Below are 13946 nucleotides of genomic sequence, written 5' to 3'. Positions count from 1 at the left end.
GGATTGGGCTTTTTTTCTGGGCGGCCATGGGGCTTAGCTCAGAGCGCTGTTGCGTTCGATCACACGGTCACCACCGCCTTCAGCGAGGGTTTGACCTTGTGGAGTGCGATCCGAACCGTCGGCAGCCAGGGTCTGGCCTTGTGGGGTGCGATCCGAACCGTCAGCGGCGAGGGTTTGACCTTGTGGGGTGCGGTCCGAACCGTCAGCGGCGAGGGTCTGGCCTTGTGGGGTGCGATCCGAACCATCGGCAGCCAGGGTTTGGCCTTGTGGGGTGCGATCCGAACCATCGGCAGCTAGGGTTTGGCCTTGTGGAGTACGGTCCGAGCCATCCTGAGTGATCAGGCCTTTTTCTTTCAGGCGATCATTACCCCCTTCGGCAAGGGTCTGGCCTTGTGGAGTGCGCTCGGAGCCATCGGCGGCGACGGTCTGGCTGAACACCGAGTGGTCTTGTTTCACCTGTGGGGTGGCCTGGTCGGCGGCTGGCAGGGCAAAAGCAGTGCTGGCCAGCATCGAGAGTGAAAGGCTAAGCAGTAATTGGCGTTTCATGATTGTTGTGCTCCTCGGGGGTGCGAAAAAGTGGGTACGAGGGCAATGCTACTCTCGATAAGTCGATATAAAAGTTCATAAACGCAATGGTAATAATCAACGGAATTGATTGTTTGCTGGAGAGCCTCTAGATCGGGCGTTTCCGGCGAGTTGTCTTGCACCGGTTTGGGTATTTTCGACCCACCTGCGACGTGTAAATGTGCGGGGTTGGTAACGCCGAATGACTAATTGGTCAGTATCGGACTGGCTGAATTCGGCGAAATCGGTCTATCGATTAAACCTGCCGGGTTTTTATCAGTCGTAGACTTCATGGCGAGCCGCTTCCGGCTCACCGTTTCACCTGTGCGTCGCAGTCGGGGCGCTCAGTCGTATCAGGAGCCCTGTGCAATGACGCGCACCCAAAAGACGTTTGTCTGGACCCTTTCCACCTTCCTTACCTTGTTGGCGTTGCTGGTGCTGATCATCGTGTTCTTCGACTGGAACCGGATCAAACCGCCGCTCAATGCCAAGGTTTCCGAAGAACTGCACCGCGCTTTTGCCATCAACGGCAATCTGTCGGTGGTCTGGCAGACCGAGCCCGATGAAAGCGGCTGGCGCGCTTGGGTGCCATGGCCTCATGTGGTAGCCGAGGACATCAGCCTGGGCAACCCGGACTGGTCGAAGCAACCGCAGATGGCCGCTCTCAAGCGTGTCGAGTTGCGCATTTCACCCTTGGCTTTGCTGGCACAGCGGGTGGTGATCCCGCGTATCGACCTCGCCGAGCCGAATGCGCAGTTGCAACGACTGGCTGACGGGCGCGCCAACTGGACGTTCAAATTCGACCCCAAAGACCCGAACGCCGAGCCTTCCAGTTGGGTGGTGGATATCGGTGCGATCGGCTTCGACAAGGGCCACGTCACCCTCGACGACCAGAGCCTGAAGACGCAGCTCGACGTGCTGATCGATCCGTTGGGCAAGCCGATTCCGTTCAGCGATATTGTTGGCGACAAAGCGGCGAAAGCCGTGCAGGAAAAGGGCTCGTCACCCCAGGATTATGCGTTCGCCCTCAAGGTCAACGGTCAGTACCACGGCCAGAAACTCGCGGGCCAGGGCAAGATTGGCGGGTTGTTGGCGCTGCAGGATGCGGCACGCCCGTTTCCGCTTCAGGCGCAGGTGAAGATCGCCGATTCCAGCGTCGAACTGGCTGGCACCCTGACCGATCCGCTGAATCTCGGCGCCCTGGACCTGCGCCTGAAACTGGCCGGCACCAGCCTGGGCAACCTCTACCCACTGACCGGCGTGATCCTGCCGGACACGCCACCCTATGCCACCGACGGCCATCTGATCGCCAAGTTGCACGAGCCGGGTGGCGCGGTGTTTCGCTATGAGGAATTCAACGGCAAGATCGGCGAGAGTGACATCCATGGCAGTCTGACCTACGTGGCCAGCCAGCCACGGCCAAAACTCAGCGGCTCGCTACTCTCCAATCAATTGCTGTTCGCTGACCTGGCGCCGCTGATTGGCGCTGATTCCAACGCCAAACAGAAGGTCCGTGGCGGTGACAGCAAACAACCGGCGGACAAAGTGCTGCCGGTCGAAGAGTTCAAGACAGATCGCTGGCGCGATATGGACGCCGACGTCGAGTTCACCGGCAAGCGCATCGTGCACAGCGAAAAATTGCCATTCAACGATCTCTATACCCATCTGGTGCTCACCGATGGCGTGCTCAGCCTCGAACCGCTGCGCTTCGGCGTGGCCGGCGGCAAGCTGGACGCGCAGATTCGCCTGAACGGCCACACCGATCCCCTGGAGGGCCACGCCAGGCTCACGGCGCGGGGCTTCAAGCTCAAACAGTTGTTCCCCGGCTTTGAGCCGATGAAAACCAGTTTTGGCGAGCTCAATGGTGACGCTGATATCAGCGGGCGCGGCAATTCGGTGGCCAGGCTGCTGGGCAGCGCCAATGGCGATCTGAAAATGCTGATCAACGATGGCGCCATCAGTCGCGAATTGATGGAGCTGGCGGGCCTGAACGTCGGCAACTACGTGGTGGGCAAGATCTTTGGCGACAAGGAAGTGAAGATCAACTGCGCGGCCGCCGACTTCGGTATCCAGTCCGGCCTGGCCACCACCCGGTTGTTCGTATTCGACACCGAGAACGCCATCGTCTACATCGACGGCACCGCTAACATGGCGACGGAACAACTGGACCTGACCATCACCCCGGAATCCAAGGGCTGGCGCCTGATTTCATTGCGTTCGCCGCTGTATGTACGTGGCAAGTTCATCAAGCCCGATGCCGGGGTCAAGGCCGTGCCGTTGATGCTGCGCGGCGCCGGAATGGTGGCGCTGGGGGTGATCGCCGCACCGGCGGCAGGGTTGCTGGCGCTGGTGGCACCGAGTGGTGGTGAGCCGAATCAATGCGCGCCGTTGCTGGAGCAGATGAAGTCGGGCAAGGCGCCTGTCACCGTCAAGCCAGGCAAATAATTGGGCGTCTGTAGGGGCCCCATCGCGAGCAAGCTCGCTCCTACAGGGATTTGTGGCCGATACCCCTTTGTAGGAGCGAGCTTGCTCGCGATGGCGGCCTGTCAGGCGCAAAAATTCTCACGCCAGAGCATGTCCCGACGCCAACGCCTCTTCACGCAGCCACGCAAAAAACGCCCGAACCGGTGGATGGCGTTCGCGCCCCGGCACGCACAGTGCGCTGTAGCCGGCGCCATCGACCTGGATGTCCCCCCGGTACGGCAACAACAGGCCACTGGCCACGCTTTCCGACACCAGAATATTGCTTGCCAGCACCAGACCCTGCCCGGCAATAGCCGCTTGCAGGGCGTAATGCTCTTCGTCGTATTCGCGCACCGCTGGCCGACCGCTCAGCCAGGTTTCGCCCGATTGCGCGCACCAGGCCTCCCAGCCGTGGGCATAGAGTCTGGAGTTGTGCCAGCGCACGCTGATCAGCGTCGGGGCACGGTTCAACGCCAGCGCCACTTGTTCGGGCGAACCGTAGACGCCGAAGGACTCATCGAACAGGCACTGGCCGTACAGGTTGGGGTAATCGTCGAGGCTGTAGCGCAGCACCAGATCGACACTGGCGTCCTGATGCAAATCGATGACTTCGCAGTGGGTGTCGAGGCGCACGTTGATGTTCGGGTGCCGGGCATAGAAGCGTCCCAACCGAGGCACCAGCCACAGTGCGGCGAAGGCCGCGGTGGTGGAGACCGTCAGGTTGGCGCCGCTGCGTTGCGGGCGCAGGGTATCGACACTTTGCGCCACTTCGAGGAACGCCCCGTGCAGGCTCTGGAACAGCCGTTCGCCGCATTCGGTCAGGCGCACCTGGCGTGGCAGGCGTTCGAACAGCGGCACGCCGAGCCAGCTTTCCAGGGAACGGATCTGATGGGACACCGCCGTCGGGGTGACGGACAGCTCTTCGGCGGCGGCCTTGAAACTCAACAGGCGTGAGGCGGATTCGAAGGCGCGCAGGGCGGTCAAGGGCAGCGAGGCGAACATCGGAAACTCCACAGATGAAATAGATTCACCTTGGCTGATTTTTACTCATTTGAAGGGGCGCAGCCGCGAGCTTCAAGCTGCAAGCCACAAGCCGTTTGAGTTTAGCCCTGAGGAGAGACAGATGAGTAAAATTCTTGCCGTTCATGCTAGTCCCCGTGGCGATCGTTCACACTCCCGGCGTTTGGCCGAAGTGTTTCTGTCGGCCTGGCAGGCCCGTCATCCACACTCGCCACTGACCCGGCGCGAAGTCGGTCGGGCGCTGATCCCGCCGGTCAACGAGGCATTCGTGGCCGCCGCGTTTTACCCCGAGCCCGAGGCTCGGCCGCTGTCGATGCAGGCCGACCTGGCGTTCAGCGACGAACTGGTCGGCGAACTGCTCGGCCATGATGTGCTGGTGATTTCCACACCGATGCACAATTTCAGCGTTCCCAGCGGCTTGAAGGCCTGGATCGATCAGATCGTGCGGGTGGGGGTGACCTTCGATCACACACTGGATAATGGCGTGGCCCAGTACGAGCCATTGGTGCAGGGCAAAAAAGCCCTGATCATCACCAGCCGTGGCGGCTTTGGTTTTGGTCCGGGCGGAGAGCTGGAAGCCATGAACCATGCCGATACGCTACTGCGCACGGTGCTCGGATTCATCGGCATCACCGATGTCACAGTGGTCGCTGCCGAGGGCGAGGAGTCCGCCGAACGCAGCTTTGAAATCTCTGCCGCCGAGGCTGAGCAGCGCTTGCTGGCGCTGGCCGGGGAGTTCTAGATGGCCTGGCTTTTTCTGCTGGTCGCCGCCGGGTTCGAAGTCACCTTCGCCATGGGCATGAAATACGCCGAGGGCTTCACCCGGCTCTGGCCTTCGCTGATCACGGTGGTGGCCGCTGTGGGCGGGATCTACTTCCTGACCCTGGCCATGCGCGAGTTACCCGTGAGCATCGCGTACCCGATCTGGACCGCCATCGGTTCGCTGGGCACGGTGTTTCTCGGGTTCGCGCTGCTGGGGGAAAGCCTGAGCGTGATCAAACTGGTCTCGGTCGGGCTGATCGTGGCGGGCGTGGTGGGGTTGAAGTAGCGCGGATGACATAGACTTGTCGTCGAGTTGTCATCTTCGCAGGCGTAGCTTGGCGGATGTCTTGCATTGCGCCTTGCGTCCCCCCCGACCACAAGGATGTCCGCCCATGTCGCAAGGTTCTGCCCCGCGTTACCCGCTGGTACTGGTTCCGGGAATGCTCGGGTTCATCCGGTTGGTGCTTTATCCGTACTGGTACGGGATCGTCGAGGCGCTGCGCCGCGGCGGTGCGGTGGTGTTCGCCGTGCAGGTCTCGCCGCTTAATTCGAACGAAGTACGCGGCGAGCAATTGCTGGCGCGTATCGACGAAATCCTGCGGGAAACCGGGGCCGACAAGGTCAACCTGATCGGCCATAGCCAGGGCTCGCTGACCGCCCGTTACGCCGCGGCCAAACGCCCGGATCTGGTGGCATCGGTGACCTCGGTGGCGGGGCCGAACCACGGTTCGGAGCTCGCCGATTACCTGCATCAACACTATCCCCATGACAGCCTGCGTGGTCGTCTGCTGTGCTTTTTGCTGCGAATGGTCGGCACGCTGATGGGGTGGCTGGATACCGGTTACCACGGGCCGAAGTTGCCGGTGGATATCCATGCCTCCCATCACGCCCTCACCACCGCTGGCGTCGGGTTGTTCAACCAGCGTTATCCACAGGGCTTGCCTGAAACCTGGGGCGGTCACGGGCCGGAAGAGGTCAATGGCGTGCGCTATTACTCCTGGTCCGGCACCTTGCAGCCGGGCATCACCGATCGCGGGCGCAATCTGCTGGACGGCACCAACCGCAGTTGCCGGTTGTTCGCCAAAACCTTCGTCCGCGAAGCCGGGCATTGCGACGGCATGGTCGGGCGCTACAGCTCGCACCTGGGCACGGTGATTGGCGATGAGTATCCGCTGGATCACTTCGATATCGTCAACCAGTCGCTGGGGCTGGTGGGCAAGGGGGCAGAGCCGATCCGGTTGTTTGTCGAACATGCGGCGCGACTAAGCGCGACGGGGCTTTAGACCGCGTTATCGTTCATCGCGGGCAAGCCACGCTCCCACAATGGAATGCAATCCCCTGTGGGAGCGGGCTTGCCCGCGAAAGCGCCGGATCAGGCAACGCTAATCTTGCGACCAAGCACGGTGGTCCAACGCTCGGAAACAATCACCCCACCCAGCGTCAACACCCCGCCCACCAAGTGATACATCGCCAGTTGTTCATGCAGCACCACCGCTGCAATCAATGCGGTAATCAACGGTAGCAAATTGAAAAACTGCGTGGTCCGGCTCGGACCCAAACGTACCACCGCCTGCATCCATGCCAACGGCGCGACCATCGAAGCCAGCAGGCAGGCGTACAGCACCAGGGGAATGTTCTGCAGGGTCGGGCCGACTTTCGGTGAGGCGAGGAACAGCGGAAACAGCACCACCACGGCCACCAGCACCTGCAGATACAGGAGCACCAGCGGTGGCAGTTTCAGCTGCCATTTTTTCAACAGGGTGCTGTAGACCGCGTAGGCCAGGGTGGCGATCAGCATCATCGCGTCGCCCAGGTTGACTCCGTGTTCGAGCAATGTGCCCAGGCTGCCGGACGACACCACCACCAGGACGCCGGCGAACGACAGCACCGCACCGGCCAGGGCGCCCATGGTCAGGCGCTGGCCGAGGCTGATGATCGCCATCGCGAGCGACATCAGCGGCATCAGCGACAGGATGATGCCCATATTGGTGGCCGAGGTCAGGCTCGCGGCGAAGTACGCCAGGCTTTGATAGACCGCCATGCCGAGAACACCGAGGACAAAGATCTTGCCCAGTTTCGGGCGGATCAGCGGCCAATGGGCGAGCACCGGTTTGAGCATGAAGGGCGTGAACAGCAACCCGGCCAGTAGCCAGCGGTAGAAACCGATCTCGGCGGGGAAGATCGCCCCGGCCGACATTTTGGTGATCACGGTATTGCCGGCCCAGATAAAAATGGCCAGCAGGGGATAAGCGTATTGCATCGGGAAAAACCAGAACGTTAATGAAGTGCAATTATCCGCTTGTCTGGATGCAAGCCTATACTTCGATCCGGACAACTCACCCCTGATGACGGACAGCATGAGCAGTAAACACATCGACCTGCTGGATTTCAGCGAACTGCCGTCGGCGGTGTACTTCCGCTACGCCGATTTCGACGCCCACGAATACGCCGCCCCCCATCGACATCCCTGGGGGACGCTGGAATATGCAGCCCACGGCGTGCTGCACATGGACGTCGAGGGCAGCCGCTTCATGTCGCCTCCGCAATACGCGGTGTGGGTACCGCCGCAGATCGAGCACAGCTTCTACAGCCATCAACCGGTCAACTACCGCGCCGTGTGCCTGGCGCCCAAGGTGTGCGCCGATCTGCCGTCACGAGCCTGTACCCTGGCCATCAGCGACATCCTCAAGGCAATCCTCAAGGACTTCGCCGCCCGGGATGTGCAAGTTCCCGAGCAGGCCGCCGACCAGCGTCTGGCCCAGGTATTGGTGGATCAACTGCAACAGGCCCCGGTGCACGAGTGCTACCTGCCTTACGCTAGCAGCCCAGGATTGCTGGGGATTCTGGAAGCCTTGCAGGCCGAGCCCGGGGATAACCGGCCATTGTCGGAATGGGCCGCACGCATCCATGTCAGCGAACGCACCCTGGCGCGGCAGTTCGTGCGGGAACTGGGCATGAGCTTCGGTGAGTGGCGTCAGCGCCTGCGGTTTCTGGCGGCAATCGAAGCGTTGGACAGCCAGCACAGCATTCAGGAAATCGCTTTCGACATGGGCTACAGCACCGGCTCGGCGTTTATCGCGATGTTCCAGCGCCAGGCCGGATGTACGCCGGAGCAGTATCGGCGCAGCCATCTGGAGAACAGGAAGGTGTAACAGGGGTTGTCTACACTTCAGTACGAGGCCGCGCCCCTCGGTGTGGCGACCAGGAGAAAACTCCATGAAGAATTTGCGTGTCCCTTTGTTGATGATCGGTTTGCTGCTCTGCTCCCAGGGCTTCGCCGCCACAGCCCAACAGGAAAAGATGACTACCTGCAACGCCGACGCCACGGCCAAAAGCCTCAAGGGCGACGAGCGCAAAGCCTTCATGAGCACCTGCCTGAAGGCTACTCCGGCGGCAAACGATGCCGGCAAGGCCTTGACGCCGCAGCAAGAGAAAATGAAAACCTGCAACGCCGACGCCGCCACCAAAGCCCTCAAGGGTGATGAGCGCAAGACGTTCATGAGTGATTGCCTGAAGAAAAAATAAACCTGGACACTTGTGGTGAATGGGCCGCCCTCTTCGCGGGCAAGCCCGCTCCCACAGGGATCCTGGATGCCTGCGCAATTTTTGTTCAGCACAGAAACCATGTGGGAGCGGGCTTGCCCGCGAAGAGGCCGACAAGGGCGCCGAGTCGCTTGAGCTGCCCCCGACCAAGGTCGACCCACACAATCCTAGTGCTCGCACCGGATCGCTGGCAGACTGCCAATCCTTTTTACGCCGTTCGTTTTTGAGGCTGTATGCCAACGTTTTCTCAGCGTCAAGTTTTGCTGGTCATCAGCTGGGTCATCATTTTTGGCGGGCTGCTGCTGGTCCTGCCGCTGCGGTTGCTGCCGAGCCTGCTCGCCGGGTTGCTGGTGTTCGAACTGGTCAACATGCTCACCCCGCAACTGCAACGGCTGATCGAAGGCCGGCGTGCGCGCTGGCTGGCGGTGGCACTGCTGGGGACTCTGATTGTCAGCGTACTGTCGCTGATCTTTGCCGGTGCCTTCAGCTTCCTGCTGCACGAGGCGGAAAACCCTGGCGCTTCCCTCGACAAATTCATGGGGGTGGTCGACCGCGCCCGCGGGCAACTGCCGCCGTTCATCGACGCCTATCTGCCGGCCAGTGCCGCCGAGTTCCGTGTGGCCATTGGCGAGTGGGTCAGCAAGCACCTGAGCGAATTGCAACTGGTGGGCAAGGATGCGGCACACATGTTCGTGACCTTGCTGATCGGCATGGTGCTGGGCGCGATCATTGCGTTGCAGCGTGTACCGGATCTGACCAAGCGCAAACCGCTGGCGGCGGCGCTGTTTGATCGACTGCACCTGCTGGTCCAGGCGTTTCGCAACATCGTGTTCGCCCAGATCAAGATTTCCCTGCTCAACACCTTCTTCACCGGGATTTTCCTGGCGGTGATCCTGCCGATGTTCGGCATCAAGTTGCCGCTGACCAAAACCCTGATCGTGCTGACGTTCCTGCTCGGCCTGCTGCCGGTGATCGGCAACCTGATGTCCAACACCCTGATCACCATCGTCGGTCTGTCGCTGTCGATCTGGGTCGCCGTCGCGGCGCTGGGGTACCTGATTTTTATCCACAAGCTCGAATACTTCCTCAACGCGCGCATCGTCGGCGGGCAGATCAGTGCCAAGTCGTGGGAGTTGCTGCTGGCAATGCTGGTGTTCGAGGCAGCGTTCGGCCTGCCGGGGGTGGTGGCGGGGCCGATTTACTACGCGTATCTGAAGAGCGAGTTGAAGCAGGTGGGGATGGTTTGATCCGAAAGAGGTATTGCCTGATCTGACGCTATCGCTGGCAAGCCAGCTCCTACAACGGGCGTCACAATACCTGTAGGAGCTGGCTTGCCAGCGATGGGGGACGCAGCAGAAACCGGATCAGCCCATCGACCCGTAGCGTTTCGCAGCCTCGATCGCCAAGCCACTGCCGATACTGCCAAAGATGTTCCCTTCCACATGCCGCGCCTTCGGCAGCATCGCCGAAACACTGTTGCGCAGCGCCGGAATGCCGCTTGAGCCGCCGGTGAAGAACACCGTGTCGACCTGATCGACCCGAACATCGGCGTCTGTCAGCAATTGGGTGACGCTGTTGCGCACCCGCTCCAGCAGGTTATCGATGGCCGACTCGAACAGCGCACGACTCAAGTCCACGCTCAGGCCCGCTTCAATGCGGTCCAGCGGCACGTGGCGGTGGTCGGCGTGGGTCAGCTGGATCTTGGTTTCTTCCACTTCCATCGCCAGCCAGTGGCCGGCGCGCTGTTCGATCAGCTTGAACAGGCGATCGATGCCGCCGGTGTCCTCGATGTCGTAGCGCATGCTGCCCAGGGCCAGTTGCGATTTTTGCGAGTACACCGAGTTGATCGTGTGCCAGGTCGCCAGGTTCATGTGGTGGCTGGTGGGCATGTAGGCACCGCTCTTCATCCGGCTGCCATAGCCGAACAGTGGCATCAGGCCGGCCAGCGAGAGTTGCTTGTCGAAGTCGGTCCCGCCGATGTGCACGCCGCCGGTGGCGAGAATGTCGTCCTGGCGGTTATCCACAGCGCGCCGCTCCGGCGACAGGCGCACCAGGGAGAAGTCGGACGTACCCCCGCCGATGTCGACGATCAGTACCAGCTCTTCTTTCTCGATGGTCGACTCGTAATCGAATGCCGCGGCAATCGGTTCGAACTGGAACGAGACTTCCTTGAAGCCGATCTTGCGCGCCACGTCGACCAGGGTGTCTTCGGCTTCCTTGTCGGCCATCGGGTCGTCATCGACGAAGAACACCGGGCGACCCAGCACCACTTCTTCGAATTCCCGACCGGCGGCGGCTTCGGCACGGCTCTTGAGCTGACCGATGAACAGCCCGAGCAGGTCCTTGAACGGCATGGCCGTGCCGAGGACGCTGGTGTCGTGCTTGATCAGCTTGGAGCCCAGCAGGCTCTTGAGCGAGCGCATCAGGCGGCCTTCGTAGCCTTCCAGGTACTCGTGCAGCGCCAGCCGGCCGTACACCGGGCGACGTTCTTCAATATTGAAGAAGACCACTGACGGCAGGGTGATCTTGTCGTCCTCCAGCGCGATCAGCGTTTCCACGCCGGGGCGCAGCCAGCCGACGGTGGAGTTGGACGTGCCAAAGTCGATACCCACGGCACGGGCTGGAGATGCGTTGTTCATGTCTTTCAGGTTCCGGTTAAAAAACGGCCGCGCAGTGTATGCCAGTGCGCGCCAGATTCGAAGGCCGGTTATCTGCTAATTCTTCGCAAACAATGCCTTGAAAGATGGGGCATTCCCCCCAAACTACCCTGCATCAACCGGACAGCGGCGGGCGTGCTCGCAAGAAGCCCCGCCGGCTGCCGATAAACTTCTGCTGCGCCGCCCGGTCACAAATTTGAGATCGGTCAAACCAACGGCTGCAAACAAGCGCATGCTGTTGCCCGTGGCGCGATTTGATAACGGATGGTGATTCCCGCGATGGACTTCAAAGACTATTACAAGATTCTGGGTGTGGAGCCGACCGCAGACGATAAGGCGATCAAGGCCGCCTATCGCAAGCTGGCGCGCAAATACCACCCCGACGTCAGCAAGGAAAAGGACGCCGAGGCCAAGTTCAAGGACGCCTCGGAAGCCTATGAAGCGCTGAAAAGCGCTGACAAACGCGCCGAATACGATGATCTGCGCCGCTATGGCCAGCACGGCCAGCCGTTCCAGGGACCACCGGGCTGGCAGAGCCGTGGCGGTTTCGGTGGCGGTGGCCAGGACACGGGCGATTTCTCGGACTTCTTCAGTTCGATCTTCGGCAACCGTGGGCCTGGTTTCAGTGGGGGTGGACAGTCGCGTCGCAGCACCGGACGTCGAGGGCAAGACGTGGAAATGGAGCTTGGGGTTTTTCTCGAAGAAACACTGTCGACCGAATCGAAGAAGGTCACCTTCCAGGTACCGCAGTACAACGCGGCCGGCCAGCATGTGAGCAACACCAGCAAAAGCCTGAACGTGAAGATTCCGGCCGGTGTGGCCGACGGCGAGCGCATTCGCCTCAAGGGGCAGGGCGCTCCGGGTGTGGGTGGCGGCGCCAATGGCGACCTGTACCTGACGATCCGTTTCGCACCGCACCCGAAATTCGACGTCGAAGGCGATAACCTGATCATCACCTTGCCACTGGCTCCGTGGGAGCTGGCGCTGGGGGCCGAAGTCGCCGTGCCGACCCTGACCGGCAAAATCAACCTCAAGGTGCCGGCCGGCAGCCAGAACGGCCAGCGCATGCGCGCCAAGGGCCATGGCCTGATGAACAAGGCCGGTGAGCGCGGTTACCTGTTCGTGCAATTGAAGGCCGTGATGCCGAAGAAATCCGACGATGACATCAAGGCCCTGTGGCAGGAACTGGCGAAAAAAGCCGCGTTCGACCCGCGAGAGCATTTTTGATCCCTTAGAACCAAGGAGTCACTGACAATGAGCAGTCCCCTGATCGTTCAACTGGACATGGCAGAATTCTGTGAGGCGACCGAGCTGTCGGACGTCTACGTGATCGAAATCGTCGAGCACGGCATCCTCGAACCTCAGGGCGCTCAGCCCAAGGACTGGGTTTTCAACGACTATGAGCTGACCCTGGCCAAGCGCGCCGCCAAGCTGCGGCGCGACCTTGACCTGGAGTGGGAAGGGGTCGCCCTGGCGCTGGACCTGCTCGAAGAAGTGCAGCAGCTGCGCGCCGAGAACCGCATGCTCAAGCAGCGGTTGGGGCGGTTGTTGGTCGAATGAGTTGTAGGAGCCGGCTTGCCGGCGATGGCGGTCTTGCGGGCACCATCGCCGGCAAGCCGGCTCCTACAGACGTATCACGCTCCTGGGCATCATTACGGTAAACGTCGTCCCCTCAGCCTCACTGGAACTGACTTCAATCGTCCCCTGATGGGCGTCGATCACTTCCTTGACGATAAACAACCCCAACCCAAGGCTAGTAGTAGGCTCGCCGAGTTCTTCGCTGGCACTGCGCACCAGCGGGTCGAAAATGGTCGGGATCGCATCGCTGGGGATGGGAACTCCGTCGTTCTGCACCGTCAGCCGAACGCTGTCGGCCTCGCCCTTGAGGGTCAAGATCACTTCACGTTTGCTCGATCCATGCTGCAAGGCATTGCCGATCAGGTTTTGCAGCATCTGATCGACCCTGCGCGGATCCCAGGTACCGCGGGTGTCACCCTGTACCGTCAGGGTCGGATCGCACTCTGGTTGACCGGCACAGGCCCGCGCAATCGCGTCCCGTGCTGCTTCGGCCAGGTCCATGGGCGCCGGTTCGATCGGCAGGTGCTTGCCCAGGCGACTGCGCACCAGTTCCAGCAAATCCCCGACCATGACTGCGAGATGCCCGGTACTGCGCTGGATATTGACCGCGCACTGGAGCGTATGTCCTTCGAGCGCGGCTTTGCGCAGCAGGATTTCGGTGGACATGCTCACCGCCTGCAGGGGCGCGCGCAGGTCATGACCGAGGATCGCGAGGAAAATGTCCCGGGAGCGGTTGACCATTTCGGCATAGGCGGCGGTGGATTCGGCCAGGGCTTCGTCGATGGCTTCGTTGAAGCGGATCATGTCCTGGAAGTAGGCCAGGTCAGGCGACTGCAGGCTGTTGACCCACAGGCGGATGACACAGGCGCGCAAATGACGGAATTCACTGGTCATCTGCACCAGATCAAAACCCACGGTATGGCGCAACTCGCCATGGCTGGCACCGGCCTCGTCGAGGCTCGGGGTTTTCTCCGGACCTTCGCCGCGTGCCTTGGCCGCTTGCTCGGCGGGTGTCTGGGGCTTGCACATGTCTCGGGCCGCGGCCAGCAGGATCGACCGGGCATGGTCGCGCAAGGCGGCGCTGTCCATGGACTCGGCGGCCGGGGTGATGGTTTTGGCGAACTGCTCCCACTCATCGACGATGCGATCAACCTGTAGCACGATGAATTCGGAAAGACGCATGGCGGTTACCTGAGCGTGAATCGGGGACAGCGAATCGAATAGTAGTCCCTTTGCCGGAAAAAACACGACCGCTCATTCAGTGGCATAAGCCCAGGCCTCTGCGGCGGTACTTATGTATTGAAGGGTCTTTGAATTTCGAACGGTGAAGGCCTTTTTCCAGGGGCGGCCCAGCGGTTT

General features: G+C 61.2%; 14 protein-coding genes. 9 read left to right on the top strand and 5 right to left on the bottom strand.

Annotated features, from left to right (window positions below; genetic code table 11):
• Positions 1-33: 33 nt before the first annotated feature.
• Complete coding sequence (locus AB7M25_RS27375) at positions 34-546, bottom strand: hypothetical protein (RefSeq protein ID WP_429382472.1); 513 nt, start codon at positions 544-546, stop codon at positions 34-36.
• A gap of 387 nt (positions 547-933) precedes the next feature.
• Here AB7M25_RS27375 and AB7M25_RS27370 point away from each other — a divergent pair, with 387 nt between their 5' ends.
• Entirely contained in the window at positions 934-3009 is a 2076-nt protein-coding gene (locus AB7M25_RS27370; RefSeq protein WP_454238233.1) for an AsmA family protein, read from the top strand.
• A gap of 117 nt (positions 3010-3126) precedes the next feature.
• On the opposite strand, the gene AB7M25_RS27365 is transcribed toward AB7M25_RS27370, so the two are convergent.
• On the bottom strand, positions 3127-4041 hold the full coding sequence (locus AB7M25_RS27365) for a LysR substrate-binding domain-containing protein (protein WP_429382468.1): 915 nt from the start codon (positions 4039-4041) through the stop codon (positions 3127-3129).
• 109 nt (positions 4042-4150) lie between these two features.
• Between AB7M25_RS27365 and AB7M25_RS27360 the strand changes: the two genes are divergently transcribed.
• The 3 genes from AB7M25_RS27360 to AB7M25_RS27350 all read left to right on the top strand — a co-directional run bounded on the left by AB7M25_RS27360 (position 4151) and on the right by AB7M25_RS27350 (position 6092).
• Complete coding sequence (locus AB7M25_RS27360; protein ID WP_454238232.1) at positions 4151-4789, top strand: FMN-dependent NADH-azoreductase; 639 nt, start codon at positions 4151-4153, stop codon at positions 4787-4789.
• Positions 4790-5095 (top strand): DMT family transporter, encoded by a 306-nt coding sequence (locus AB7M25_RS27355; protein WP_056725381.1) that lies wholly within the window; start codon positions 4790-4792, stop codon positions 5093-5095.
• Positions 5096-5201: 106 nt separating this feature from the next.
• A complete protein-coding gene (locus tag AB7M25_RS27350; protein ID WP_454238231.1) occupies positions 5202-6092 on the top strand; it encodes an alpha/beta fold hydrolase in 891 nt (296 codons plus the stop codon).
• Positions 6093-6181: 89 nt separating this feature from the next.
• Here AB7M25_RS27350 and AB7M25_RS27345 read toward each other — a convergent pair whose 3' ends face one another.
• Positions 6182-7069 carry a DMT family transporter gene (locus AB7M25_RS27345; protein WP_015093260.1) on the bottom strand — a complete coding sequence of 296 codons (888 nt, stop codon included), beginning with the start codon at positions 7067-7069 and terminating at the stop codon, positions 6182-6184.
• Between the two features lie 97 nt (positions 7070-7166).
• On the opposite strand from AB7M25_RS27345, the gene AB7M25_RS27340 reads away from it, so the two are divergent.
• The 3 genes from AB7M25_RS27340 to AB7M25_RS27330 all read left to right on the top strand — a co-directional run bounded on the left by AB7M25_RS27340 (position 7167) and on the right by AB7M25_RS27330 (position 9599).
• Positions 7167-7961 carry an AraC family transcriptional regulator gene (locus AB7M25_RS27340; RefSeq protein ID WP_454238230.1) on the top strand — a complete coding sequence of 265 codons (795 nt, stop codon included), beginning with the start codon at positions 7167-7169 and terminating at the stop codon, positions 7959-7961.
• Between the two features lie 64 nt (positions 7962-8025).
• Positions 8026-8334: a PsiF family protein gene (locus AB7M25_RS27335; RefSeq protein ID WP_454238229.1), complete on the top strand. Its 309-nt coding sequence runs from the start codon at positions 8026-8028 to the stop codon at positions 8332-8334.
• 251 nt (positions 8335-8585) lie between these two features.
• Complete coding sequence (locus tag AB7M25_RS27330) at positions 8586-9599, top strand: AI-2E family transporter (RefSeq protein WP_007979667.1); 1014 nt, start codon at positions 8586-8588, stop codon at positions 9597-9599.
• Between the two features lie 117 nt (positions 9600-9716).
• Here AB7M25_RS27330 and AB7M25_RS27325 read toward each other — a convergent pair whose 3' ends face one another.
• Positions 9717-10991: an Hsp70 family protein gene (locus AB7M25_RS27325; protein WP_429382457.1), complete on the bottom strand. Its 1275-nt coding sequence runs from the start codon at positions 10989-10991 to the stop codon at positions 9717-9719.
• 297 nt (positions 10992-11288) lie between these two features.
• Here AB7M25_RS27325 and AB7M25_RS27320 point away from each other — a divergent pair, with 297 nt between their 5' ends.
• Both AB7M25_RS27320 and AB7M25_RS27315 read left to right on the top strand, forming a co-directional pair.
• Positions 11289-12236: a DnaJ C-terminal domain-containing protein gene (locus AB7M25_RS27320; protein WP_007979664.1), complete on the top strand. Its 948-nt coding sequence runs from the start codon at positions 11289-11291 to the stop codon at positions 12234-12236.
• A 27-nt stretch (positions 12237-12263) separates the two neighbouring features.
• Complete coding sequence (locus AB7M25_RS27315) at positions 12264-12569, top strand: chaperone modulator CbpM (protein ID WP_007979663.1); 306 nt, start codon at positions 12264-12266, stop codon at positions 12567-12569.
• Positions 12570-12632: 63 nt separating this feature from the next.
• Here AB7M25_RS27315 and AB7M25_RS27310 read toward each other — a convergent pair whose 3' ends face one another.
• The gene (locus tag AB7M25_RS27310; protein WP_429382453.1) at positions 12633-13769 is read right to left on the bottom strand and encodes a sensor histidine kinase; all 1137 of its coding nucleotides are present in this window, start codon (positions 13767-13769) and stop codon (positions 12633-12635) included.
• Positions 13770-13946 lie beyond the last annotated feature (177 nt).

This window comes from Pseudomonas sp. AP3_22 TE3818 (genome assembly GCF_053628995.1).
This window is presented reverse-complemented; position numbering and strand designations above follow the sequence as displayed.